Annotated in this window: 23 protein-coding genes; 16 read left to right on the forward strand and 7 right to left on the reverse strand. The window is 70.0% G+C overall.

Annotated features, from left to right (window positions below; all coding sequences use genetic code 11):
• Positions 1 to 73: 73 nt before the first annotated feature.
• Entirely contained in the window at positions 74 to 970 is an 897-nt protein-coding gene (gene ligD / locus ACFVV1_RS03145) for a non-homologous end-joining DNA ligase (protein WP_389983548.1), read from the reverse strand.
• Positions 971 to 1031: 61 nt separating this feature from the next.
• Here ligD and ACFVV1_RS03150 point away from each other — a divergent pair, with 61 nt between their 5' ends.
• Entirely contained in the window at positions 1032 to 2171 is a 1140-nt protein-coding gene (locus ACFVV1_RS03150; protein ID WP_389983550.1) for a Ku protein, read from the forward strand.
• Between the two features lie 291 nt (positions 2172 to 2462).
• The gene (locus tag ACFVV1_RS03155; protein ID WP_389983553.1) at positions 2463 to 4010 is read left to right on the forward strand and encodes a carboxylesterase/lipase family protein; all 1548 of its coding nucleotides are present in this window, start codon (positions 2463 to 2465) and stop codon (positions 4008 to 4010) included.
• A gap of 338 nt (positions 4011 to 4348) precedes the next feature.
• Here the strand turns inward: ACFVV1_RS03155 and ACFVV1_RS03160 are convergent, their stop codons facing one another.
• The 3 genes from ACFVV1_RS03160 to ACFVV1_RS03170 all read right to left on the reverse strand — a co-directional run bounded on the left by ACFVV1_RS03160 (position 4349) and on the right by ACFVV1_RS03170 (position 7730).
• Positions 4349 to 6298, reverse strand: a complete 1950-nt coding sequence (locus ACFVV1_RS03160) for a protease pro-enzyme activation domain-containing protein (RefSeq protein ID WP_389983556.1) — start codon at positions 6296 to 6298, stop codon at positions 4349 to 4351.
• Between the two features lie 359 nt (positions 6299 to 6657).
• Positions 6658 to 6831 carry a DUF397 domain-containing protein gene (locus ACFVV1_RS03165; protein WP_389983559.1) on the reverse strand — a complete coding sequence of 58 codons (174 nt, stop codon included), beginning with the start codon at positions 6829 to 6831 and terminating at the stop codon, positions 6658 to 6660.
• 26 nt (positions 6832 to 6857) lie between these two features.
• Entirely contained in the window at positions 6858 to 7730 is an 873-nt protein-coding gene (locus ACFVV1_RS03170; RefSeq protein ID WP_389983562.1) for a helix-turn-helix domain-containing protein, read from the reverse strand.
• Between the two features lie 187 nt (positions 7731 to 7917).
• Between ACFVV1_RS03170 and ACFVV1_RS03175 the strand changes: the two genes are divergently transcribed.
• From ACFVV1_RS03175 to ACFVV1_RS03195, 5 genes are all read left to right on the forward strand, one after another.
• Positions 7918 to 8373 carry an ATP-binding protein gene (locus ACFVV1_RS03175; RefSeq protein WP_389983565.1) on the forward strand — a complete coding sequence of 152 codons (456 nt, stop codon included), beginning with the start codon at positions 7918 to 7920 and terminating at the stop codon, positions 8371 to 8373.
• Positions 8370 to 8579 carry a hypothetical protein gene (locus tag ACFVV1_RS03180; protein WP_389983568.1) on the forward strand — a complete coding sequence of 70 codons (210 nt, stop codon included), beginning with the start codon at positions 8370 to 8372 and terminating at the stop codon, positions 8577 to 8579. The genes ACFVV1_RS03175 and ACFVV1_RS03180 overlap by 4 nt, the downstream gene beginning before the upstream one ends.
• 279 nt (positions 8580 to 8858) lie before the next feature.
• Positions 8859 to 9671 (forward strand): phytanoyl-CoA dioxygenase family protein, encoded by an 813-nt coding sequence (locus ACFVV1_RS03185; RefSeq protein WP_389983571.1) that lies wholly within the window; start codon positions 8859 to 8861, stop codon positions 9669 to 9671.
• A gap of 312 nt (positions 9672 to 9983) precedes the next feature.
• The gene (locus ACFVV1_RS03190) at positions 9984 to 10850 is read left to right on the forward strand and encodes a GyrI-like domain-containing protein (RefSeq protein ID WP_389983574.1); all 867 of its coding nucleotides are present in this window, start codon (positions 9984 to 9986) and stop codon (positions 10848 to 10850) included.
• 296 nt (positions 10851 to 11146) lie between these two features.
• Positions 11147 to 11335 (forward strand): hypothetical protein, encoded by a 189-nt coding sequence (locus ACFVV1_RS03195; protein ID WP_389983577.1) that lies wholly within the window; start codon positions 11147 to 11149, stop codon positions 11333 to 11335.
• Here ACFVV1_RS03195 and ACFVV1_RS03200 read toward each other — a convergent pair.
• Positions 11322 to 11504 carry a hypothetical protein gene (locus ACFVV1_RS03200; RefSeq protein WP_389983580.1) on the reverse strand — a complete coding sequence of 61 codons (183 nt, stop codon included), beginning with the start codon at positions 11502 to 11504 and terminating at the stop codon, positions 11322 to 11324. The genes ACFVV1_RS03195 and ACFVV1_RS03200 overlap by 14 nt on opposite strands.
• A 534-nt stretch (positions 11505 to 12038) precedes the next feature.
• Here ACFVV1_RS03200 and ACFVV1_RS03205 point away from each other — a divergent pair.
• A complete protein-coding gene (locus ACFVV1_RS03205; RefSeq protein WP_266748552.1) occupies positions 12039 to 12416 on the forward strand; it encodes a hypothetical protein in 378 nt (125 codons plus the stop codon).
• 63 nt (positions 12417 to 12479) lie between these two features.
• Here ACFVV1_RS03205 and ACFVV1_RS03210 read toward each other — a convergent pair whose 3' ends face one another.
• Positions 12480 to 12893, reverse strand: coding sequence for a DNA-binding protein (locus tag ACFVV1_RS03210; RefSeq protein ID WP_389983583.1), 414 nt, complete (start codon positions 12891 to 12893; stop codon positions 12480 to 12482).
• Positions 12890 to 13153, reverse strand: coding sequence for a CopG family transcriptional regulator (locus ACFVV1_RS03215; RefSeq protein ID WP_389983586.1), 264 nt, complete (start codon positions 13151 to 13153; stop codon positions 12890 to 12892). Before ACFVV1_RS03215 ends, ACFVV1_RS03210 begins: the two co-directional genes overlap by 4 nt.
• A gap of 352 nt (positions 13154 to 13505) precedes the next feature.
• Here ACFVV1_RS03215 and ACFVV1_RS03220 point away from each other — a divergent pair, with 352 nt between their 5' ends.
• The 8 genes from ACFVV1_RS03220 (at position 13506) to ACFVV1_RS03255 (ending at position 23427) form a co-directional block, all read left to right on the forward strand.
• On the forward strand, positions 13506 to 14150 hold the full coding sequence (locus ACFVV1_RS03220) for a helix-turn-helix domain-containing protein (RefSeq protein WP_389983589.1): 645 nt from the start codon (positions 13506 to 13508) through the stop codon (positions 14148 to 14150).
• The gene (locus ACFVV1_RS03225; RefSeq protein ID WP_389983592.1) at positions 14147 to 15526 is read left to right on the forward strand and encodes an MFS transporter; all 1380 of its coding nucleotides are present in this window, start codon (positions 14147 to 14149) and stop codon (positions 15524 to 15526) included. Before ACFVV1_RS03220 ends, ACFVV1_RS03225 begins: the two co-directional genes overlap by 4 nt.
• Before the next feature lie 250 nt (positions 15527 to 15776).
• Positions 15777 to 17072, forward strand: a complete 1296-nt coding sequence (locus ACFVV1_RS03230; RefSeq protein WP_389983595.1) for a sensor histidine kinase — start codon at positions 15777 to 15779, stop codon at positions 17070 to 17072.
• Entirely contained in the window at positions 17072 to 17704 is a 633-nt protein-coding gene (locus tag ACFVV1_RS03235; protein ID WP_389983950.1) for a LuxR C-terminal-related transcriptional regulator, read from the forward strand. Before ACFVV1_RS03230 ends, ACFVV1_RS03235 begins: the two co-directional genes overlap by 1 nt.
• Before the next feature lie 176 nt (positions 17705 to 17880).
• A complete protein-coding gene (locus ACFVV1_RS03240; RefSeq protein ID WP_389983598.1) occupies positions 17881 to 18366 on the forward strand; it encodes a phospholipase in 486 nt (161 codons plus the stop codon).
• A 340-nt stretch (positions 18367 to 18706) separates the two neighbouring features.
• Complete coding sequence (locus ACFVV1_RS03245; RefSeq protein ID WP_389983601.1) at positions 18707 to 21202, forward strand: DUF4132 domain-containing protein; 2496 nt, start codon at positions 18707 to 18709, stop codon at positions 21200 to 21202.
• Complete coding sequence (locus ACFVV1_RS03250) at positions 21202 to 21594, forward strand: hypothetical protein (RefSeq protein WP_389983604.1); 393 nt, start codon at positions 21202 to 21204, stop codon at positions 21592 to 21594. Before ACFVV1_RS03245 ends, ACFVV1_RS03250 begins: the two co-directional genes overlap by 1 nt.
• A gap of 366 nt (positions 21595 to 21960) precedes the next feature.
• Complete coding sequence (locus ACFVV1_RS03255) at positions 21961 to 23427, forward strand: M1 family metallopeptidase (RefSeq protein ID WP_389983607.1); 1467 nt, start codon at positions 21961 to 21963, stop codon at positions 23425 to 23427.
• The last annotated feature ends 116 nt before the right edge of the window (positions 23428 to 23543 follow it).

Genomic DNA, 23543 nt, shown 5'->3' on the forward strand with positions numbered 1-23543 from the left:
CCCGCCCCGGCCCCGAGCCCCGGGGCAGACCACCCACGCCCGCTTCCCCGACCGCCGCTGCCGCGGACCACCGCTACCGCGCAGCCGGCAGCGGTCGCGCCCGGTCCGGATCGATGAGCGGCCCGAGCAGATCCCCGTACCGCTCCAGCCGCGCCGCCATGTCGCCGGCCAGGAAGACCAGCGTCCCCGGCGTCCGGCACGCCTCGATCTCCGCCCAGGTGACGGGCGCCGAGACGGTCGGTTCGGGCCGGGCGCGCAGCGTGTAGGGGGTCGCGGTCGTCTTCGCCGCCGCGTTCTGGCTGAAGTCGACGAACACCTTCCCCGGCCGCAACGCCCGCCTCATCCGGTGCACGGCCTGCTCCGGAAGCTCCTGTTCCGCCTCGACGGCCAGCCGTTTCGCGTACGCGGACACCCGATCGGCGGGGGTCGGCTCCAGCGGTACGAGCAGATGCAGCCCCTTCGACCCGGAGGTCTTCCCGTACGCGGGCAACCCGTCCGCCGCCAGCCGCTCGCGCAGCCACAACGCCACCGCACAGCACTCCACGACGGTCGCGGGCGCACCGGGGTCCAGGTCGAACACCATCCGGTCGGCGATTCCGGGCACCTCGGCCCGCCACTGCGGAGTGTGGAATTCCACCACCAGATTGGCCGCCCACATCAGCGCGGCCAGATCCTCCACGACCACCTGACTGGCCTGCTTGTCCTCCTGGTGCGGCACCGGGGTGGTCCGTACCCAGGACGGCGTACCGGGCGGCGGATTCTTGGTGAAGAAGAGCTGCCCGTCCGGCCCGTCCGGATAGCGCAGGAAGGACACGGGCCGGTCGCGCAGATGCGCCAGCAGGGCCTCCGCCGCGGTGGTCGCGTAGTAGTGGAGCACCTCTCCCTTGGTGGTTCCCGTGGCCGGATACAGCACCTTGTCGAGATTGCTGAGCGCCAGCCGCCGCCCCTCCACCTCTGTGATCGGCGTCATACGATAAGAATCACATGTTTCATGGATCTATAGGCATCTATGCGGATACAAGGGGTGAACGGTGAGGTCCATTTGGAACGGCGCCATTTCCTTCGGGCTGGTCAGCATCCCGATCAAACTGGTCAACGCCACCGAGAACCACTCGATCTCCTTCCGTCAGATCCATCTCGCCGACGGCGGCCGGATCCGCTACCGGAAGGTCTGCGAGATCGACGAGGAGGAGGTCACCGCGGCCGAGATCGGCAAGGCGTACGAGGATGCCGACGGCTCGGTGATCCCGATCACCGACGAGGACCTCGGCGCGCTCCCGCTCCCCACGGCCAAGACGATCGAGATCGTCGCCTTCGTGCCGGCCGCCTCGATCGATCCGCTCCAGATGGACGCCGCGTACTACCTCTCCGCCAACGGAGTCCCGGCGGCCAAGCCGTACATCCTGCTGCGTGAGGCGCTGAAGCGGAGCGAGAAGGTCGCCCTGGCGAAGTACGCGCTCCGCGGCCGCGAACGGCTCGGCATGCTGCGGGTGGTCGACGATGTGATCGCCATGCACGGCCTCCTGTGGCCGGACGAGATCCGCAGCCCCGAGGGTGTCGCCCCGGACGCGGACGTCAAGGTCCGCGACGCCGAACTCGACCTGGCCGACGCGCTGATGAACACACTCGGCGAGGTCGACATGGACTCGCTCCACGACGACTACCGCGAGGCGGTCGAGGAGCTCATCGCGGCGAAGGCGGAAGGCCGGAGCGTGGCGCCGGCGGAGGCGGCGGAAGCCGGCGGCAAGGTCATCGACCTGATCGCGGCGCTGGAGAGCAGCGTCCGGGCGGCGAAGGAGGCCCGGGGCGAGGCGCTGGCGGCGGAGTCCGAGGAAGAATCGGGGAACGCCCCCGTGGCCGAGGTCACTTCGCTCACCGGCCGCAAGAAGTCGGGCGGAACCGGAGCGAAGAAGAAGGCCACGGCGTCAACCAAGACGACGGCCGCGAAGAAGTCGACGCCGAGCAGGGCGCCCGCCAAGAAGTCCGCCGCACGGTCGACGGCGAAGAAGCCGGCCGCCAAGTCCTCGGCGACTTCGGAGACTTCGAGGACTTCGGTGTCCGCGCCGTCCTCCGCGTCCTCGGCGAAGAAATCCACCGCGGAGTCGGACACCGGGTCCGGCACGAAGTCGACGGCGAAGAGGGCATCACCCCGCAAGCGGGCCTCGGCCTGACGGAGGCGCTGCACGCTCGTGGACACGGCCCTGTGCCGCTGAACCGCGCCTCCTGGTACTCCAGTTGCAGGCCGTGTTCTCGCTGATGGGGACGGTGCAACGCGGGTGCGGCGGCCATTGATCACCGATACGTGAAGGCAAACGATCACGGGTCCGCCGAGGCTCACGGCGGGGCGCGGGCAGGCTCCCCGTACTTGCTCCGGTGCGCCTTGCCGTCAACGGTCACCCTGTCATCGGCGGAGTCCAAACCCGGTCGCGCGGGTTCCGGTTGATGAGCGAGACTGACGCGCGATGAGTGAGCAGCCATGCGGCGTTGAAGCAGCCTTTCGGACGACGAGCGGCCGTGTCCGGGGCAGAGGGGCCGGCGACGGCGTCACCGCCGTGCTCGGTATCCCGTACGCAGCCGCGCCTTTCGGCGCCCGCCGGTTCCGGGAGCCGCAACCGGCGCCGGCCTGGGGTGGGGTCCGGGACTGCACGGCCTTCGGGCCCATCGCCCCGCAGTCGGCGGAGCTGCCCGGAGCGCCGGTGTGGCACCCCGAGGACGAGGACATCCTCACCGTCAATGTGTGGGTGCCGGAGCGTGCGGACGGCGGCGCGCTGCCGGTGTTCTTCTGGATACACGGCGGCGCCTACACGTTCGGCTCGTCCGCCCAGCCCGACTTCGACGGGACAGCCCTGGCCCGCGCCGGGTTGGTCGTGGTCAGCTGCAACTACCGGGTGGGCTTCGAGGGCTTCGGGCACGTGTCCGGCTTTCCCGGCAACCGCGGGCTTCTGGACCAGGTCGCCGCGCTGTGCTGGGTCCGGGAGAACATCGCGGCCTTCGGCGGCGACCCCGGGAACGTCACCGTCGCCGGGCACTCTGCCGGAGGAGGCTCGGTGGTCTGCCTGATGGCCATGGAGCGGACACGGGGGCTGTTCCGGCGGGCCATTGCCCACAGCGTGCCCCATGCCTTCTTCGCAGTCGAGCTCGCAGTGGCGGTCGGCGAACGGATCGCGGCGGAGGCCGGGGTTGCCCCGACGGCGGAGGGACTGCTGTCCGTGTCGCCCGAGGCACTGGTGGCCGCCTCCGACAAGGCTGCCGCGCACTGCGGGACCGACCCCGTGGCAGCGGTCCACGCCTTTGACCCGGTGATCTTTCAACCCGTCGTCGACGGGGAGGTGCTGCCCGCGGACCCACTCCGTATGCTCGCCTCCGGGACGGCGCGGGAGGTGGACCTGCTGGTGTGCCACACGTTGGAGGAGTACTGGTTCCTCCACGCGGTGGGAGCCGTGCGGGAGGTCACCACCGAGGCGGAACTGGCGGACTTCACCGAGGCCCTGCACCTCCCGGCCCACCTGGGGGACGGCTACTGTGCGTTGATGCCAAAGGCCCCGGTACTCGACCGCTACCTCGCGATCTTCGGCGACGCGCAGTTCGGCGAGTACACCACCCGCCTCGCCGAGCACCACGCGAGGGCCGGCGGCCGGGCGTACCTGGCCCGCTTCGCCCGTAGGCGCGGAGAGGCCAGGCCCTGGCACACCGCGGACATCCCCTTCGCCTTCGGCAACCTGGACGCCGTCGGCGCCGACTTCCTCATCGGCGGTGCCCCCGACGACCACGACCGCGCCCTGTCCCGCCGCATGCTCCGCTCCTGGGCCGGCTTTGCGGCCACCGGTGACCCGGGCTGGCCGGCGGTCACCGCCGACACCACGCCAGTCATGTCCTGGGCCGTCCCCGGCGACCATCTGGCCGCCGACGACACGTCCGGGCTCCGCGCCTTGTGGCGTGACGTCCGGTTCGACCTGCTGCGACCCCGGCAGGCCGCCGGGCATCGTTCGCGTGGACTTTCCGGCGCTTGAAGCCCAACTTCTGTGCTTCTGGCCGATGTTCCGGCTGTAGTCCTTCCGCGCGCAGGGCCGCCGCGTACTTGCTGCGCGACACGGCCAGCCGAGAAAGGCCGCCAGTGTCAACACCCCGACCTCCACCGTGGCCGACGACCTCGAAATCGCATGAGACAGGCCAACGACCAGGGCGGTGAGGCCGAGAAAGCACTCCCGACTCCAGCGCCGGACCTACCCGTCATCACGTGCCGTGGCCCACGTCTGATTCCTCGGGAGCGGGGCCGGTCGGTTCCGCCCTGTACGAACGGCTGCCCCGGAGCAGCGGCTCCGGGGCAGCCAGGGCATCAACCCGTACGTCAGTGCAGACGGTACGAGTTCACATATCCGGGCGCCGGAGTCCCGACCCCCGTCACGTCGTCGTACCCCTTGACGGCGGTGAGCGAGGCGTCCTTGCCGAGGCTGCGCACCGACGTCAGTACGCCGTCCGCCGCGTCGAAGCCGTTGGCGAAGTCGACCCGGGCCACCGCGAGATCGTGGTTGGGGCCCAGCGGGTGGTCGGTGACGTCGTGGTACGCCTTCGAGCCGTACCGGGCGTAGATCGCCGGGTTGGCGAACCCGATCGGCAGACCGTGCCGGGCCTGCTGTGCGAGCGCCTGGACACCGGCGACGACCGGCGCGGCCAGCGACGTACCGCCGATGCGGTACTCGTCGTAGCCGAGCGAGCCGTCGGGCAGCGTCTGGGTCTGGCCGACCAGGAAGCCGGTGTTCGGGTCGGCGACGGCCGCGATGTCCGGGGCCGTGCGCATCCGCTTCTTCCCGTTCGCCCGCGCGAGCGAGTCCGGGACGACGCCGCGCTGGTAGAACGGCTGCTTCACCGTCGAGCTGGTGCCGCCGCCCGCGCCGGACGTGTACGCGCCGGGGAAGCCCGTCCAGCTCTTGCCGTTGTCGGCGAGGTTGGCCTTCAGCGTGCCCCAGCCGGTCTCCCACTGGTATGTGTCGTTCTTGCCGACGGCCAGCGCGGTGCCGCCGACCGATGTCACCCAGGCGGAGTTGGACGGGACGTCGATCTGCTTCGTGCCCGTGGACGCGACGTTGTCGCCGTCGTCGCCGGAGGAGAAGTAGAAGCCGATGCCCTCGATCGCGCCCATCTTGAAGACCTGGTCGTACGCTGCCGCGATGTCCGGGGTCTCATTGGCTTCGATGTCGCCCCAGGAGTTGGAGACGATGTCCGCGAGCCGGTGGTCGACGACCTTGTTCAGCGAGTCCAGCAGGTCGGCGTCGTAGCACGAGGCGCCGCCCACGTACACGATGTCCGCGGCGGGCGCGACCGCGTGCACGGCCTCGACGTCGAGGGTCTCCTCGCCGTACCAGCCGGAGGCCCCGCACTCCTCGGTCTTCGTGTAGTCGGCCGGCAGCACCTGGCTGAGCTGCCCGCGACGGTACGGGGCGTCGCCGTTGCGCTTGGCGTACTCGGCGGCGTCCTTCGCGATGGTCGGCGAGGCGTAGGCGTCGGTGATGGCGACGGTGACGCCCTTGCCGGTCCAGTCGCCCGCCCCGTACGCGGCGCGCAGCTGCTTGCCGGTGTACCCCTTGACGGCGTACGGCACCTTCGCCCCGTAGGCGCTCGGCAACGACGATGCGGTCTTCGAGCCGAAGTACGAGGAGAAGGGGCCGGAGTTGCGGAACACCGCGTCCGGCGGCGGCAGCGTCTCGTCGTGGCTCGACTTGTGCGGCGCGTTGTCCAGGCCGGAGACGGCGAGAACGGCATCGCTCAGCGCGGCGGGCACGGAGGCGGTGGAGGCCGGGGCGCGGTAAGTGTGCCCGCTCTTACGGTAGTTACGCAGCTGAGTGCCGAACGCCTTCTCGGCGGCGGCGACATCACCGGTGGCCGACACGTAGTGCTGGTTGGCTCCGGTGACGGTGAGCCCGTTCGACTTCAGCCACCGGCTGACCTGGTCGATCTGCTGCTGCGTGGCCCCGAACCGGGCCTGCGCCTGCTTGGCGCTCAGATACTTCCCGTACGAAGCGGACTGCGGGTCGGACACAGCGGCGGCGTAGGCGGCCAGCCCCTTCGCGTCCCGCCCTGCCAGATGGACCCGGATGCCGACCTTGCCACTGTCGGCCGTGGCCCCCTGGTCGGCCTCGGCGGTCGCCCAGGCCGGCTTCGTGCCCTGCAGCGCGTCCCGGCCGCTCGGCGCGGAGTCCGCGCTGGCGTTCGGTATCCCGAGGGCGAGCGCACCGGCGAGCAGCGGCAGTGTCGCTGCCAGGCTCAGCGCGGCGCGACTTCTCGCGCGGCTGGTTCTCATATGACCCCCTGCGATGTGGTTCTTCGCGTGTGGAGCATGTGCCGGATGATGTGCACATGTAATGCGCCACTCTGGCGAGGAACCCCTCATGTAAGGGGCATGCATTCACCAAGAATCGACCAAGTGAGCGTGATGATGGGGCACTTGGTGTGGATTCTCCAGGATTACGCACGAGGGCGTATCGCACTCCTGTGCGCTGCCGACCCAGGCGGAGGGTGCCGCGGGGCGGGGGGACCGGCTTCCTGCCGGTGCTCGACGGCTCGCCGGCCCACCACGCCAACCGTGAGGATCTGCCCACCGGGCGGACCTTGATGCGCCGGCAGTGTGAATGTGCCGCCCGGCGGTACTGAGGGCGAGGGCTACCCGAGATCCCTCACGAACGCCTGCCAGGCGCCCTGCCCGAACCCGATCACGGGCCCGGCGGGGCGCTTGCTGTCGCGGACGGGGACGAGGTGGGGGAGGTTGGTGGCGATCTCGACGCAGTCGCCCTGGCCGCCGCTGTAGCTGCTCGTGCGCCACGCCGCCTGGGTCATGTCAGGCGCTGGACCTATGGCAGGGGTCATTGCTGATGCTCCTTGGCGATGCGATGGATCAATGCGAGCGATTCCGTCTGCGGCAGTGCCGCTGTGCGCGCGTCGTCGAAAAGGGCGCGGTAGCGGGCGACTTCGGGCTCCCGCTCCGTCCAGATGTTGCCGGTCGGAGTCTCCGACAGCGCCAGGTCGAGGGACGAAACCTGCGGAAAGCTGAGCAGCAGGTACGGACCGAACATACCTGAATGCGCCCCACGTTCGAAGGGCAGGACCTGGACGGTGATGTTGGGGAGCTCCGCCATGACGGCCAGGTGCTCCAGTTGGGCGCGCATCACGGCAGCCCCGCCCACCCGTTGTCGAAGTACCCCTTCGGCAAGCACTGCCCACAACTCCATGGGTGTGTCGTCGGTGAGCCGCCGCTGCCTGGCGAGCCGAACCTCGACGAATTGGTCGATCTCCTGGGGCGTCTGCCAGGCTCGTGACGCCACCGTGACCGCGCGTCCGTACTCGGCGGTCTGGAGGAGCCCCGGGACCAGTTGCACCTGATACGTGCGAATGCGGTCACAGATCGCTTCCATCTCGATCTGGTCCCGATAGGTGTCGCTGAGCACATCGGCGTACTGGTGCCACCAGCCGTCGCGCCGCCGCCGGTTGGCCCTGCGTGCCAGCGCCTCCAGACGCTCACGGGCAGCTTGATCCGTCACTTCGTAGGCCTTCATCAGTGCGACGAGATCAGGCGTACGAACAGGAACGTGACCATTCTCTATGCGGCTGATCTTGCCCTTCGTGCAGTCCAGGGCCTCCGCCGCGATGGCGGTGGTGAGGCCGGCGGCTTCGCGGAATCGCCGAAGTTCATCGCCGAGTTGGCGCCCGAGCACAGTGGATGGCTTCACGTTTGGCATAGCTACCTCCTATCAGAGTCCAGAGGGCTGCAGCTGCCAGTTCTCTCGAAAGGATGAATCCTTATGCCGGATATCGATTCAACGTTGCGCCAGTGGCCGTTTCTCGGCACGCTCGTGTTGCCTGGACAGCGAAGTCGCTGCATCGCCAGGCCACTTGAACCGCAACTGTCTGTCTTCCGGGAGAGCCATGTCGCATCCTTCCCTTTACGAAGCCGCCTTCCAGCTGCCTCGTCACCGCAGCAGCGTCCCCCGTGCCCGGGCCGCCCTCCGCGCCAGACTCGGTGAATGGCGGGCACACCAAGACACGGCCGAAGCAGGCGAGTTGTTGCTCTCGGAGCTGGTCACCAACGCCCTGCGGGTACCCGCGCCCGGCGACCGGATGGTCGGCGTACGCATCGTCTGCCGGGAGCGCGGGGCACTGCTCCGGCTGGAGGTGAGTGACGCGGGGGAGGGCCGGCCACGGATGCGGCGCCCCGGCACGCTCGAAACGTCCGGCCGCGGCCTCCAACTCGTCGACGCGCTGGCGGACCGGTGGGGCGTGGACGAGCGGCGGGGCGGCATCGGGAAGACGGTCTGGGCAGAGCTGCTGGCTCCGGGAGCCGTCCCGTACCCCTGCCCGTCGGTACGGAGGTCGCGGCGGTGACCGTACGGCCGGGACAGTCGGTACGCGCATGGGGCGCCTGGCGCACCGTCCGCAACGTGCGCAGTGAGCGGTACGCGTCCGGTGGCCTCGCGGTCGTCATCGGGCTGGACGACGGCCCGGCCCTGCGGCTGCCCGCGTCGGAACCCGTGACGGTGCGGGCCGAGGACGGGGCGACGACTCGCGCGGGCCAGGTGTTCCCGTGCTGAGCACGTGGTGGACCAGGCTCCGACGGCGCGGGGCTCACCGCTTCGCGGTTCGAGTGTGACTGCGCCCTTCAGCCGGCCTCTGAGCAGTTGGCCCGTCTGAGTGCCGGGCGTGGCCGACGAGAGGTGGCAACCGGCTGCTGCTCTTCAAAGGGAGAGCGAGCCGGGCCGACCGCTGCCGCTCGACTTTCCGGGCTGCCCCCAGGGGCTCGGTGAACACCCGACAAAGGCGGTGCGGAGAATGTCGGGTGATCGGGACCGGTGTCGCCGCACGATGGGGGCATGGATGACACGACCTTGGTATCCCGCTTCCTCCGCGACGGCTTCGTGAAGTTGGAGGGCGCCGTCGCGCCCCGAGTGGCCGCGGACTGCGCGCGGCTGCTGTGGCGAGAGACCGGCTGCGACCCGGACGATCCAGCGACGTGGACGCAGCCCGTGCACTGGGTGGCGGGCATGGCGCAGGGGCCGTTCGCCGCCGCACCCAACTCCCCGTTCCTGCAGCGCGCGTACGACCTGCTCGTCGGCGCGGGATGCTGGGAGCCGCGCTACTCGCTGGGCACGTTCCCGCTGCGCTTCCCGCACGAGGAGGAGCCGGACGACGCGGGCTGGCACATCGAGGGCAGCTATCTGCCGGAGGACGAGAGCTGGTACTTCACAAATCTGCGCTCCCGGGGCCGGGCGCTGCTGATGCTGTTCCTGTTCAGCGAGGTCGGTGAGGAGGACGCCCCGACCCGGATCCGGGTCGGCTCACACCTCGACGTGCCGAAGGTGCTGGAGAAGTACGGGGAGGACGGGGCGAGCGGGCTGGACCTTGCGCCCGATCTGGTGGCGGCGTCCGAGCACCGGCCACTCGCCCTCGCCACCGGGTCCCCGGGCGACGTCTTCCTGTGCCATCCGTTCCTGGTGCACGCGGCGCAACCGCACCATGGGGTGCGGCCGCGCTTCATGGCCCAGCCGCCGCTGATGCCGGCCGCGCCGTACGAACTGGAGCGGGCCGACGGCGCGTACTCACCCGTGGAGATCGCGATCCGTCGGGGCCTGGGACAGGACACGCCCGGTCCGGACGGGGACGGCACCGACTGCAGCGCCGGGTAGACATGCTTCATCCGTACCTGGAACCGGGCGGTGAACCAGTGCCCGGGCAGCGGCACGTCCGGCAGCGCCGCGCCAGCCGTTATCGGCCATCGGGCGAGTGCTGTCCACAACACACCGGCCTCACGACGACATGCCGGACAAGATCACGCGAAGAGACCGAACACCGTCACCCGAAGGACGGGGAGATCCACAGAGCAGGTCTCACCAACTCCCCGAGTACCAACGGCCGAAATCAAGGAGCGCCATCAATGTCGGGTCCGGCATGGTGGGCGCTGCCTGGCGTGGTGGTCGTCAAGAGGAAGGAGACCGGGCATGCTGGAGCGGCTGAACCAGGCTATGGAGCACATCGAGCGCCATCTCGACCAGGCCGTCGAGGTGGAGGAGCTGGCACGTATCGCGGCCACCTCGGAGTACCACCTGCGTCGGATGTTCTCCGCGCTCGCGGGCATACCGCTGTCGGAGTACATCCGGCGCCGCCGGCTCACCCTCGCGGGCGCCGAAGTGCTCGCGGGGCGTGAGACGCTGCTGGAGATCGCGGTGCGCTATGGCTACAGCTCCGGTGAGGCGTTCGCGCGGGCGTTCCGTGCCATGCACGGCATCGGACCGGGCGAGGCCCGGCGTACCGGCGCCGCGCTCAGCTCCCAGTCCCGGATGGCCTTCCGCCTCACCATCGAAGGGAGTTGCAGTATGCGATACCGCGTTGTGGGCAAGGCGGACTTCACCGTCGTCGGGCTCAAGACCCGGGTACCGCTGGTGCATGCGGGGCCGAACCAGGCGATCATGGACTTTGTCCGCGGGATCGACCCGCAGACCCTGGAGCGCCTGGAGAAGCTGTCGGACCAGGAGCCGCACGGCATCGTCGCGGTCTGCGACGACCTGGACCCCAGCCGCGCCGAGGGCACCGAACTCGACTATCACCACGGCGTGATCACCTCCGCGGCCGCTCCCGAGGGCACGACCACGTTGGCCGTCCCGGCCGGCACCTGGGCGGTCTTCACCACCTCCGGGCCGGCGCCGCAGGCCATCCAGGAGCTGTGGCGGGGCGTGTTCACCGAGTGGTTCCCGTCGAACCCGTACCGCAGCCGCACCGGCCCTGAGATCCTGCGCACCCGCCTGTCGCCGGAGAAGACCGAGGCCGACGCCGAACTGTGGCTCCCGGTGGAGCCCGAGCACGGCTGAACAAGGCGGCAAGCCCCCCGGGGCAGGCGTGCGTAAGCGCTTCGGTTTGCCTTTCGGCCCAACCGAGGCGCCCGGTCACATCGAGTGATCTTGAGCGAGCCGGGCCTTCTTGTGCTGGAGGTAGAGCTGGGGGCGGCAGGCGGCTGAGCACGTCAGACGTATGTGGTTCATGCGTCCTGGCTTCAGGGGGCCTGAGCATGCAGCGCAGGTTGTCGGTTGTTGCCTGGGTGGGGCGGCGGGGTCCGGTGATGGCAGAGGGGACTCACCTCTTTCGATCCGGCGCGTATGCAGGCCGCATGGCTGCAGCGTTTCCGCCCCCGCCCGCAGCCCACGCGGCTGCCGGAAGGGTCGCCGACGTGCCGAAACTCCCGGGCCACCGCCGTGCAGGCCCGCTCAGTCGCGGCGAACGTCTCCGCGGTCCGCTCATCGACCTGATCCTCGGCACGGACATCGACCACCTGGGCGTGACCGTCAGCGCCGTATGAAGCAGTCCGGGGCGTGACGCCGCTTCTTCCCGTCCTCACGCCAGTGCAGCCAGAACGGCTGGGAAGCGATCCCGACCACGGCCGGGTCGAAGTCGAGCAGGCTCAGCCGGTCCCGCTCCAGCCATGACTCGTATCCCACATGCCCGCCGGTGGTCGCCGCGGCGGTCACCAGCTTTCGCTGAGAAACGCTCAACCTTCACTGCGAGAGATCACCCTTCGACCGGATACTCATCGCGCAGGCACAGGCCGAGGACATGGTCCTGGTCACCCGGAACAGCTGGATTCCGCGGTACGACGTCAAGGCCATGCCGGTCTGAACCGGCCGGGCGACCTGTGTGGACACGCCATGGCCGGATCGGCACCGTTTCCTCGCCTGCCCGGCGTCGCGACACACCACCCATTGGTGTTTCGGTGCCGTGCGCAGAAACCGGATGGGCGGCTCTGCGGGAACCGGGTCATCGGACAGGGCGTACGGTGCCGCCACCACCGGGGCTTCAGCAGCTCGTACAGGGCGCAGTCGAGGGCCGGCGCCTGCTGCCGCAACGGATGGCGGACGTGGTCGGATGAGCCGGCCCCGGCCGGGAAGCACGCGCTCCGCGGGGCGCTTGCCCGGTCGAGCCGGGTGCCTTGTCGCCTCGGACCGACGGCAGCGGGAAACGCGGACTGATCACCGACTGCACGGCTCCGTGTCTATGCTCGCTGGATGGAGCAGAGCGAAGTGGTGAAGCGTGTGGTGGGAATCCTCACGGAGGCGGGGGAGATCCGTCGGCTCCTCGAAGAGAACGTCGACCGTGACGACGTGGAAACCGATTCGAGCGTGGTGACCGCGCTCCTGAACGAGACGATGCCCCGGATCACGATCCCCGAGGACGCCTCGATCGAAGAGGTCGCGGTCCTGGTCGGCCGGGAGGTCGGCGGTGCGGTGGAGCAGCTGGTCGGCGCGTTCACGCTGGCCTTCGCGATGCTGGCCCAGGTGCACGACTCCGGGCAGACGGATGTGTCCTCCGCCGACGTACTGCAGGATCTGGCGCTGCGAGCGGAACAGATCGGTTCCGGCGGACCGGACGACCTGGACTCGTAGGCCGCCGAGATCGATCGAGTCACCGAACCGGCGGTCGCGTGCCGGCTCGTCGACCGGCGATGGTCAAACCTTGATGACGGTGACGAGCCCGCCGCACAGAACCGTGAGGTCCTCGGGATCGGAAGTGAGCGCGGTTACGGGCCCGGGGGCCGCGAGGGCGGTGGCGCAGAGCATGGCGGCGATGGCGTACTTGTGCCCGTGCAGCCCGGCGTCGGCCAGCAGGGCTGCGGCGTGGCGGGCGATGGACTCCGTGACCGGCTCGATGACGATGCGGGACAGGGTCCATTCGAGGGCCGGGCGTTTCACCCTGGGGTGCACGACCTCGACGAGGGTGGCCGCGCTGGTGATCACGCGCATGTCGTCGGCGCGGGCGAGGGCGAGCCAGCCGGTCACCTCACGATCGCGCAGCACTGCCTTGGCCAGCCCCTCGCTGTCCAGGACCAGCGTGCCACCCGGCGCGGCAGGCGAACGCGTCACGCGGCACTCGCCGCGTCGGCCTGCTGCTGCTCGCGGGCACGTTGCAGCTGATCGCGCTTGGCCTGGATCTCCTCTTCGCCGACCGGGCCGTGGTCGGCCTCGGCGACCGCGATGAGTTCGTTCAGGTTGTCCCGTTCGATCTGGCGGGCCACGGCCGCGGCGACGTATGCGGACAGTCCGGAAGGACCGCTGCGTGCGCGAGCGGCCTCCGCGATGTCGCGGGGCATCGTGATCGAGTACTTCCCGGTAGGCTCGCTCATACTCCTTATCCTACCCGTCATCCTCCAGCGGCGTCGTCACTGATTGTTCGATGGTCGACCCGAGAGGGTGGCCGCTCGCCATGTCTGCGATCTCCCCGAAGGCCGAACCGGAGCGGGTTGGCCTCTTGGCGGACATTCGAGGCCGGCCTTCACATGGCCACTCGCCTCGACCCCACCGCGGTCATGGTGCCCAGTCCCCGTACGTCGGGTGATGAGGTGCTGGTCGAGGAACATGCGCGTGCGTGAGGCTGTCCAGTCCCGTTATTGACGCGGTACTGGCGACATCCAACTTTCCAAAAGAATTTCTGCAAAAATACTTTTGGAAAACCTCTGGTGGTTCTACTCTCCCGTCATGGTCAGCGACGAGCAGAGACGCGTACTCGATCCCGAGCAGGACGCGGCAGCCCTGAAGGCCCTCACACACCCTCTGCGTATCCGGCTGCTCGGGTTGCTGCGGCAGGACGGCCCAGCCACCGCGAGTGAGCTCGCGGTCAGGACCGGGGAGTCATCCGCTTCCACCAGCTATCACCTGCGGGTTCTGGCGAAGTACGCGTTCGTCGCCGAGGCCGAGCACCGTGACGGGCGGGAGCGCCGCTGGCAGGCGGTGCACTCCGTGACCTCCTGGAGCAACAAGGCAATGGAGGACTCGCCGGGCAGCCGCGCCTACGTCAGCTTGTCGCGCAGGGCCCAGATCGAGCACCTGGAGGCTTCTCTCGTCCGGTACGAGGCCGACATCGCCGATGGGCGGCTGGGCCAGGAGTGGGTGGAGCCGTCCGGAATCAATGACCTGATGCCCCGCCTGACCCCCGAGTCGCTCATGGAACTCTGGGAGGTGTTCGACCGGAAGCTGGAGGAACTGACCAGCCGTGATGTGGACGATCCGCGCGCAGCTCAGGTCGTACTCCTCACCGCCGGATTGCCTTTGGCGCCGCGCGGCCGCGGCGCCGCGGCGGACACCTCTGTCCCTGCGGGGACAGATGCCGAGGGTGCGTCATGACCGGCCCGCTGGACATACGCACCGCACGCCGCCGCTACATCACGGTCTGCGTTCTGTTCTGGCTGCCGCTGGGACTGAGCATCGCTCCCCAGATCCTGCTGTTCACCGAGCGCGGTATGACCATGGCGGCCATCGCGGGCTTCTTCGCCGCGCACTCCCTCACCGCCGCCGCGCTGGAACTGCCCACCGGAGGACTGTCCGACGTCCTCGGACGCCGCGCTGTTCTGGCCTCCGCCGGACTGCTGAACCTGGCCGCGTTGATCCTCGTGGGCCTGGGCACCGCCCCCTGGCTGCTCGGCCTCGGCATGGCCCTGGCGGGCGCGGGCCGTGCCCTGTCCAGCGGACCGGCCGAAGCCTGGTACGTCGACACCGTCCAGGCGTACTCCGGCCCCGACGCCGAACTGCGCACCGGACTGGCCCGCGGCGGCACCGCGACATCCGCCGCCCTCGCCACCGGCACCCTGCTCGGCGGTGCCCTTCCCTGGCTGCTCGGACTCGGCCCCGACCTCGGCGCCCGACTGAGCGAGGCAACGTCCGAGCTGGTGCTGCCCCTCTCTGTTCCGATGCTGCTCGGCGCAGCGGTCGAGATCGCCTTCGTGCTGTATGTCCTGACCGCTCTGCGGGAGCCGCCCCGACCGGCGGCCACCTTGCGCGTGGTGCTCCGAGGCATCCCGGCCACCGTCGTGGGCGGACTGCGGCTGGGGGGCCACGATGCGCTGGTCCGCCGGGTGCTCCTCAGCGCAGGGGCCGCCGGCAGCGCCCTGGCCGCGATCGAACTGCTCACGCCGGGCCGTGCCGCGGCCCTCACGGGCGCGTCGGAGTCGGGGGCGGTGCTCTTTGCCGCACTCGCCTGCGCAGGATTCATCTGCTCGGGTATCGGCAGCCACCTTTCACCGCTGACCGCCCGGCTTGCGGGCAGTGGCGAGCGGGCGGTCATGGTGAGCCTCGGCGCGAGCGCGAGCGGCCTGCTTCTGCTCGGCGTCACCGCGGTGTTCACAGGAGTGGGCTCCATGGTCCTCGCGGCCATCGGCTACGGCCTGGTCTACCTCGGGCTCGGCGCAGCCGGGCCGAGTGAGAACGACCTCTTGCACCGCCGTGTCGCACGTTCGGGCCGGGCCACCGCGCTGTCCGTCCAGTCTCTCGCTCTGCAACTGGTGGCAGCGCTCACGGGCTTGGCCATTGGTGTCCTTCCGTCAGGCCCGCTGCCGTGGCTGCTGGGAGGCACCGCGTTGCTTGCAGGAGCTCTCCTGTGGATTCACCGCAGCGGGCCCACACCCCCGACCCCGGCGGCAACGCATCAGCCACACCCACACACTGTGTCGTCCTCCCCGAGCACCGTCGACTCCGACCCCCGTCGGCAACATGCCGATCAGTAGCGTCGGGAGCAGCGACCGGAAGACCGCGCAAGAGCATGGGTGACCGAAGGGTGCCGCGCCTGTCCGTGAACACACGGACCGTTCGCACAGCGCTCGGCAGCGTCGCCGCCACCGCTCGCCGCCGGCCGGTTCGTGCGGAGCCGCGCCGATCACGACCGCCGGACCGAGTCCTGGGGTGGGGCCGGCCATACCCCCGGTCCTCGGCCTGGAGGGATGGTTCGAGCAGAGAACGGGCTTCTACGGTGGTGCCATGCGCTCACGCAACGTGTGGCAGGCCATGGCCCGACCCGGCTACCTGCTCTCCGCCTGGCCCTGGCGGTCGGCCGGCTATCTGCTCAGCAGCACGCCGGTCGGCATCGTGGTGCTGCTGGCGATCGTCATCGGGGTGACGGTGGGCAGCGCGCTCGCCATCGTGCTGATCGGGCTGCCGCTGCTCGCGCTGCTGGCGTTCGCCGGAGTGCCGGTGGCCGCGTTGGAGCGCCGCAGGCTGCGGCTGGTCGACGGCAGGCCCGCCCCCAGCCCGCACCACGAACCGGCCGAACCGGGGCTCCTGCCCTGGGCCCGGACCCGCTTCCGCGAGCAGGCGACCTGGCGGGAACTGGGCTACACGCTGGCGTTCGCGACTCTGCTCTGGCCGCTGGACCTGCTGGCGGTCGGAATGGCGCTGAGCGTGCCGATGGGCCTGCTGGCGACGCCCGTGATGATGGCCACGCTTCATGACGGCACCGAGGCACCCGTACTCAAGCTCTGGACGGCGACCTCCTGGCCGGAGGCGATCGGCGTCGCGTTCGTGGGGCTGCCGATGCTCGGGGTGTGCGGATACGTGCTCGGCATGGTGGCCGTCGCCCGCGCCGAACTGACCCGGATGCTCATCGCCCCCCTGGAGCCGGAACTGGGGGAGCGGGTCACCGAACTCGTGCGTTCGCGCGTCCGTTTGGTGGACGCCTTCGAGGCGGAGCGCCGCCGAATCGAACGCGACCTCCACGACGGCGCGCAACAGCGCCTGGTCGCCCTCACCATGACGCTCGGTCTGGCCCGCCTCGACGTCCTGCCCGGCCCCCTCGCGGACCAGCTCGCGAAGGCCCACGACGAAGCCGGCACGGCCCTCGCCGAACTCCGCGACCTGATCCAGGGCATCCACCCCAAGATCCTGGCCGACCGCGGCCTCGGCGAGGCGATCGCCGACGCGGCCGACCGGTCCGCCGTCCCCGTGGACGTGGGCATCGACCTGCCCGGGCGCCTGTCCGAGGCGGTCGAGGCCGCCGCGTACTTCGTGGTCTGCGAGGCGCTGGCGAACGTCGGCAAGCACAGCGGGGCGAGCCGCGCCGAAGTGACCGGCCGCCACGAGGACGGCCGTCTGACCGTCGAAGTGCGCGACGACGGCCGGGGCGGGGCGGACGCCGGCAAGGGCACCGGACTGACGGGACTCTCGGACCGGGTGTCCGTACTGGATGGCAGACTTGCGCTGTCCAGCCCCCCTGGCGGACCGACCTTGCTGCGTATGGAGATTCCTTGCGAGTGGACCGGGACCGAGCGCTCCGCGTAGTGCTGGCCGAGGACAGTGTGCTCTTGCGTGAAGGACTGATCGGTCTGCTCGGCCGGTTCGGACACGAGGTCGTCGCAGCGGTCGGCGACGCCGACGCCCTGGTGGCGGCGGCCACCGAGCACGGACCCGACATCGTCGTCACCGACGTCCGGATGCCGCCGGGCTTCCAGGACGAAGGCCTCCACGCGGCCGTACGCCTGCGCACCGACCGGCCCGCGCTCCCGGTCCTCGTCCTCAGCCAGTACGTCCAGCGCACGTACGCCTCGGAGTTGCTCGACTCCGGGGACGGCTCGGGCATCGGCTACCTGCTCAAGGACCGGGTCGGCCAGGTCGAGGAGTTCCAGACCGCCCTCCAGGACGTCGCAGCGGGCGGCACGGTCGTCGACCCGGAAGTCGTACGCCAGCTGCTGCGCCGCCGCCGCGATCCGCTGGAGCGCCTGACGGCCCGCGAACGCGAGGTGCTCGGCCTGGTGGCGGAGGGCAAGTCCAACGCGGCGATCGCACGCCAACTGGTGGTCTCCGAGGCGGCGGTGGGCAAGCACATCGGTTCGATCCTCGCGAAACTGGACCTGCCCCCGGCGGACGACACGCACCGACGGGTGCTGGCGGTGCTGGCGTTCCTGCGCTCGTGAGGCCCGGTACGTCCACGGGCGGCGAACGTCCGTGCGCGCACCCTTACTCCGACCGGCTGACTCAACCCCTCGGGCACGCCGCCGATATGGCCGCGTCGTAGCACCCTCCGCAAGGCTGGGACAGCCCTGCGGAACCCCCGCCGGGCACCGTTCAGCAGCCCGTACGGAGGAGCTCGATGCACCGTTTGCCCACCACCCCCCTGACCGCCGCCGCTCTCGCCCTGCCCCTCGCGCTCGGCCTGGCCGCCTCCCCGGCCTCGGCCGCCCCCGCCGACAAGCCCCAGGTCCTGAGCAGCTTCACGCAGACCGGCGCGAGCAGCTACCACACCTGGCTGGCCGCCCGCCGGAACCAGTCCGCGTGGAGGGCGTACGGCTTCGACTGGTCCACCGACTACTGCACCGCCTCCCCGGACAACCCCTTCGGCCTCCCCTTCCAGAATTCCTGCGCCCGCCACGACTTCGGCTACCGGAACTACAAGGCCGCCGGCACCTTCACCGCCAACAAGACCCGCCTGGACAACGCCTTCTACGCCGACCTCAAGCGCGTCTGCGCCAACTACAGCGGCCTGAAGAAGACCTCCTGCAACGCCGCTGCCTGGGCCTACCACAAGGCCGTCGACGATTTCGGCTCCGCCGTTTCTCCCGCCGTGGCCGCGCGCTGAACCTGCGTGAGCACGGATCGCGGACCGGGGCAGGACACCGCCCCTGCTTCTTTCCCGCGGTGTGCAGGGAGACGCGACCGGGCCCGGCGTGGATGCATAGCGGACGCGCGAGAGCCCTGCCGTGCATGTGAGCGTGCGGCAGGGCTCTTGGCGGCCCCGGTCAGGCGGAGGCGATGAACCCCGTCCACGCCTCGCAGGACACGGTGAGCGTAGGACCGCTCAAGTCGCCGAATAGCGGACCACCTCCGGGCCGCCGGCAGTTGGGCCGGAAATCACATGAACAGGCGTGGGAATCCGGTGAGTTGATCGCATTGTCAGTCCTCTCTGTCATCATCCCGCCATGTTGTACGACGCCTTGGTGGCCGCATCCCGTAGGAACGACTCGCTCGACGATGTGAGGTCCGCCGCGCTCGACCGCGTCCGCTGGCTCGTCGACCTCCTGGAACGTCAGCGGACCGAGTTCCGTCGGTCCATGGGGCAGGAGCACCGCCGCTTCAGGGCGGCGGGCGCGGCGACCCAGGCCGAGATCGACGGGCGGCTCGCGGCATGCGCGGACGAGGAGGGCAGGGCCGCGGTCCTGTGCCTCATGCTGGCTGCCTGCTTCGACGACACGAGCTTGTGGCAGTACGACGCCGAGATCGGGCCCCTGATCTCGCGGGTGCGCGGCTGGACGCCCGACGAGGTCGCGGTGATGCTGCTCCGCGCCACCGAGTACGACATGGGCTTCTGGTTCGCCAATTCGCTGGGGCTGGCGCTGAACGCCGCCGATCGGCTCGACGCCGACGGCCGCCGTGCGGTCATGCCCTGGCTGCGGCACGCACACACGAAGCTCATGGACACCACTGTCGAGGCGCGCCTGCGCGCGTCGCTCGCCCAGCGCCTCCGCACGCTGCTCGCGAGCGTGGACGAGGCGCACATCCCCGAGGGACTCATCCCCGCCGACGCCCCCTGGGCCTCCCCGCTGAGCGACCGTGCGAAGACCTCTCCGACGCCGGAACTGGCCTGCTTTGTGCGGCACTTGGTGAGCCTGTCGGGTCCGCGTCCTGCGCAGAGGTGGCGGCGGACGTGCCTCGAACTCGCGGACGCAGCGTCGGCGCGGGACCTCGTGGCCGACGTCCTGCGGGCGCTGGCCGGGGACGATCCGTTGTGCAGCAGGGGAAGCGGTGCGCACACCGGCCGGCTGCACGGCGACTACCACTACCACTACGTCGTCCACCAGAACGACGGGGACCTGGCGCGCGGCGCCGTCTGGGCGGCCGCGCTGACCGGCGGCCCGGCCGTGGTGCAGCATCTCGGCGCGCTCGCTCTGCGGACCGGCGGCCTCGGGACCGGCGTGATCGAGGACCTCAAGCTCGCGGCCGCGGCGATCAACGCGCTGGCCGAGACCGGCGATCCGGCCGTCCTGGAGGCCCTGTGGCGGCTTCAGTCCCGGATCAAGCACCGGGCGCTGCGCAAGCAGCTCGACACCGCGCTGGTGACGGCAGCCGGGAAGCAGGGCATCACGGCGGAGCAGCTCATCGAGCGCAGCGTGCCGGACCACGGCCTGGCGCCGGACGGCTCGCTGGAACGGGAGTTGGGCGGACACCGGGTACGGGTGGCGATCGAGGAAGCGGCGACCGTGCGGCTCACCTTCATGCGCCCCGACGGGGGGACGTCCCGCACGCCTCCGGCGGCAGTGAAGGACCGCTTCCTGGAGGAGCTCCGGGAGTTGAAGGCCCTGGCCAAGGAGGTGCGGGGGACACTGTCGGGTGAGCGGGCCCGCGTCGAGGCGCTGATGTCGGCCGGGCGTGAGTGGCCGTACGACGAGTGGTGCCGCTACTACCGCGACCATCCGGTCACCGGCGTTCTCGTCCGCGGCCTGATCTGGGAGTTCCAGGACGCGGACGGCGAGTGGCGTGCGGTGGCACCGATGGCCGAGCCGCCCGGCCGGCCCGAGCGCGTCCGGTTGTGGCATCCGATCCGGGCGTCGACGGACGATATGAGGGCGTGGCGGGAGCGGCTCGTCGCCGAGCGGCTGAGGCAGCCGTTCAAACAGGCCTTCCGGGAGATCTACCTGCTCACCCCGGCGGAGGAGGAGACCGGCGTCTACTCCAACCGGTTCGCCGCCCACATCGTCCACTACCGGCAGCTCTACGCGCTGTTCAAGGAACGCGGCTGGCAGGCCAATTTCCTCGGCCGGCACGACGGCGGCTACGACGGGAAGGCGCGGGCCGAGTTCGGCGACGGCGAGTGGCGGGCCTGCTTCCACCACGAGCCCGCCGCGGACGACGACGGCAGCTACGCGCCCGAGCACGCCGCGACGGACCAGGTCCGCTTCGAGCGGAGGGACGGCCGGCGCTGGCGGGAGGTTCCGCTGGCGGAGGTGCCCCCGCTGGTGTTCAGCGAGGCGATGCGGGACGTCGATCTGTTCGTGGGCGTGACCTCGATCGCCGCCGATCCCGACTGGGCCGACCGGGGCGAGGACCGCTATGCCGTGTACTGGCGGACGGCCACGTTCGGTGCGCTGACGGCGAGCGCCGAGGTCCGCCGCGAGGCGCTGGAGCGGATCCTGCCGCGCCTGAAGATCGCCGGCCGGTGCACGCTCGACGGCCGCTTTCTGATCGTCCGCGGGGACCTGGGCACGTACAAGATCCATCTCGGGTCGGCCAACATCCTGATGGAACCGGACAACGCCTACCTGTGCATCGTCCCGTCGCGCGGCAAGGGCGACGCCAAGGTTTTTCTGCCGTTCGAGGACGAACGACTCTCCCTGATCCTCAGCAAGGCGTTCCTGCTCGCCGCCGATACCAAGATCACCGACGAGTCCATCCTCATACAGATCAAGCGAGGTGCCTGATGGCCACCGTGACGTTCCGGGACGAGACCGCGACGGGCAAGCCGGTCACCGAGTGGGAGGTCGCCGGGCTGCCGGAACGGATGACCGTACGGGAGCTCATCAAGCTCCGGGTCCGCGAGGAGGTCGCCCGGTACAACGCCCGCCCGAGCGATCGCTTCAACGGTCTCGTTCGCCCCGACGACGCCGAGGCGGAGCTGAACGGCTACCGTCTCCGCGAGCCCCGCCGCATCGACTGGGAGCGCCAGGCCGAGATCGCCGAGCGTGCCTTCCTGGCCAACGGGTTCTTCGTGCTGGCCGGCGACCGCCAGGTCGAGGACCCGGACGAAGTCGTGGATCTCACCGTCGATCCCGGCCTGGTCTTCATCAAGCTCGTCGCCCTCGTCGGCGGCTGAGAGACCGGCACTTCTCAGCGACGAGGCCAACCGTGTCCGCGTCCATCAGACCGGGCAACTCTTCCGTCCTGACCGGCAGGCCACCGTCGCCGCCGTCAGCCGCCCGCCAGGGCGGCGGTACGGATCTCGGCCGCCGTCGACCAGTGCTGTCCGCGCAGGGCATGCCCGTGGGGCTTTCGCGTCCAGCTTTGCCGCATGCAACGCGCCCCCAGCCTGGTCTCCTGTCCTGGGTACCCCCGGGGGCACCAACCAGCGCAGGAACCCTAGCCGCAAGGCGCGTAAAGAACTTTTGCCAATCTTGAAGCAACCAATGGACGATGCCGGCTTTCTGACGTCTCGCGCCCTGCGATCGATGGGAGACACGAGATGAAACCGCATATGGCGAAGGGCAGCCGACCTCGGTCGGCGGTCCCGGGCTGTCTGTCCGGCTGGGCTGCGGCCACAGCACTCCTCCTGGCCGTGACGACGTCCTGCACCGGCTCCGCACCGGGAAACGGTGCCGTCGCGGTCGGAAAGCCCGGCACGGCCGGAGTGGGGGATCGGCTGTTCCCAGCGCTCGGCAATGGCGGCTATGACGTGGTGCACTACGGGCTGACGCTGGAATACGTGCCCGAGACCAACCACCTGAAGGGCGCGGCGGTCATCACAGCGCGGGCCACCCAGGACCTGAGCCGCTTCAACCTCGACCTGTCAGGGCTGCGGGTACGCACCACCACAGTGCAAGGAGCCAAGGCCCAAATCGCTCGCTCGGGCGACGAATTGCTCGTGACACCGGCGAAGACGGTGAGGAACCGCGAAGTCTTCAAGACGGTCGTCACCTACGACGGCACACCGCGCACGCTCAAGGACGACGGAGGCCTGGAAGGCTGGATAGAGACCGACGACGGCTCGACGGCCCTGGGTCAGCCGTCCGGCTCCATGACCTGGTTCCCGGGCAACCACCACCCGTCGGACAAGGCCACGTACGACACCACGGTCACCGTGCCCAAGGACGAGGACGGCGACCCCTACGACGTGATCAGCAACGGCAAGCTGATCACGGAGGAGGACAAGGGCAAAACGGTGACCCGGCACTGGCGCACTGAGGAGCCCATGGCCAGCTACCTCGCACACGTCTCCGTCGGTTACTTCGAGATCCACAAGGGCTGGACGGACAATGATGTGCCCGTCTACGTCGCCATCGACCCCGACGAGGCCGAAGACTCCGCCGATGTCGCAGACCTGGTGCCCGAGATCGTCGACTGGGCCGGCAAACGCTTCGGCCCCTACCCCTTCTCCTCGACCGGTGCCGTCGTCGACCACCTGCCCGGGCTCGACTACGCCCTGGAGACCCAGACCAGGCCCTACTTCGGCGAGGCGCCCGAAGAGGCGTTGCTCGTGCACGAACTGGCACACCAGTGGTTCGGCAACTCCGTCACCCCGCACAAGTGGAAGGACATGTGGCTCAGCGAGGGGCTGGCCACCTACGCGGAGTGGCTTTGGGAGGAGGAGCGGGGCAACAGGAGCACCACGGAGATCTTCGAGGACTTCTACGACGGCACGGACGCCGAGAGCGAGGGCATCTGGGCGTTCCCGCCGGCGGATCCGCCCAGCGGAGGGCGCGTCTTCGACCCGCCCGTCTACGGACGCGGTGCCATGGTCGTGCACAAGGTGCGCAGGGCCGTCGGCGACGAGACCTTCTTCGGCATCCTTCGTACCTGGACCCGGCAGCACCGGCACGGCAATGCCGACACCCGGCAGTTCATCGCCCTGTGCGAGAGCAAGTCCGGGAAGGACTTGACCGTGCTCTTCAACACCTGGCTCTTCGACAAGAAGAAGCCCTCCCGGATGTGAGGAGGGCTCTCCCCGGGGGAAAGCCCTTCTCCAGCCGGCAGGAGTTGTCGGCTTCCTCCCCGGCACCGCGGTACAAGGTCAGCTCGCCGTCGGACACACCGCGCTCAAGGGCCGAC

Origin of the sequence: Streptomyces sp. NPDC058092 (genome assembly GCF_042884935.1) — a bacterium.
GTDB lineage: Bacteria > Actinomycetota > Actinomycetes > Streptomycetales > Streptomycetaceae > Streptomyces.

Excerpts from the sequence above, each read along its gene's own strand:
- ligD (WP_389983548.1), bottom strand. The coding sequence starts at position 970 with ATGACGCCGATCACAGAGGTGGAGGGGCGGCGGCTGGCGCTCAGCAAT.
- ACFVV1_RS03255 (WP_389983607.1), top strand. The coding sequence starts at position 21,961 with ATGAAACCGCATATGGCGAAGGGCAGCCGACCTCGGTCGGCGGTCCCG.
- ACFVV1_RS03175 (WP_389983565.1), top strand. The coding sequence starts at position 7,918 with ATGTCGCATCCTTCCCTTTACGAAGCCGCCTTCCAGCTGCCTCGTCAC.
- ACFVV1_RS03205 (WP_266748552.1), top strand. The coding sequence starts at position 12,039 with ATGGAGCAGAGCGAAGTGGTGAAGCGTGTGGTGGGAATCCTCACGGAG.
- ACFVV1_RS03230 (WP_389983595.1), top strand. The coding sequence starts at position 15,777 with ATGCGCTCACGCAACGTGTGGCAGGCCATGGCCCGACCCGGCTACCTG.
- ACFVV1_RS03190 (WP_389983574.1), top strand. The coding sequence starts at position 9,984 with ATGCTGGAGCGGCTGAACCAGGCTATGGAGCACATCGAGCGCCATCTC.
- ACFVV1_RS03170 (WP_389983562.1), bottom strand. The coding sequence starts at position 7,730 with ATGCCAAACGTGAAGCCATCCACTGTGCTCGGGCGCCAACTCGGCGAT.
- ACFVV1_RS03250 (WP_389983604.1), top strand. The coding sequence starts at position 21,202 with ATGGCCACCGTGACGTTCCGGGACGAGACCGCGACGGGCAAGCCGGTC.
- ACFVV1_RS03155 (WP_389983553.1), top strand. The coding sequence starts at position 2,463 with ATGAGTGAGCAGCCATGCGGCGTTGAAGCAGCCTTTCGGACGACGAGC.
- ACFVV1_RS03245 (WP_389983601.1), top strand. The coding sequence starts at position 18,707 with ATGTTGTACGACGCCTTGGTGGCCGCATCCCGTAGGAACGACTCGCTC.
- ACFVV1_RS03165 (WP_389983559.1), bottom strand. The coding sequence starts at position 6,831 with ATGACCCAGGCGGCGTGGCGCACGAGCAGCTACAGCGGCGGCCAGGGC.
- ACFVV1_RS03225 (WP_389983592.1), top strand. The coding sequence starts at position 14,147 with ATGACCGGCCCGCTGGACATACGCACCGCACGCCGCCGCTACATCACG.
- ACFVV1_RS03220 (WP_389983589.1), top strand. The coding sequence starts at position 13,506 with ATGGTCAGCGACGAGCAGAGACGCGTACTCGATCCCGAGCAGGACGCG.
- ACFVV1_RS03185 (WP_389983571.1), top strand. The coding sequence starts at position 8,859 with ATGGATGACACGACCTTGGTATCCCGCTTCCTCCGCGACGGCTTCGTG.
- ACFVV1_RS03160 (WP_389983556.1), bottom strand. The coding sequence starts at position 6,298 with ATGAGAACCAGCCGCGCGAGAAGTCGCGCCGCGCTGAGCCTGGCAGCG.
- ACFVV1_RS03240 (WP_389983598.1), top strand. The coding sequence starts at position 17,881 with ATGCACCGTTTGCCCACCACCCCCCTGACCGCCGCCGCTCTCGCCCTG.
- ACFVV1_RS03215 (WP_389983586.1), bottom strand. The coding sequence starts at position 13,153 with ATGAGCGAGCCTACCGGGAAGTACTCGATCACGATGCCCCGCGACATC.
- ACFVV1_RS03195 (WP_389983577.1), top strand. The coding sequence starts at position 11,147 with ATGGCTGCAGCGTTTCCGCCCCCGCCCGCAGCCCACGCGGCTGCCGGA.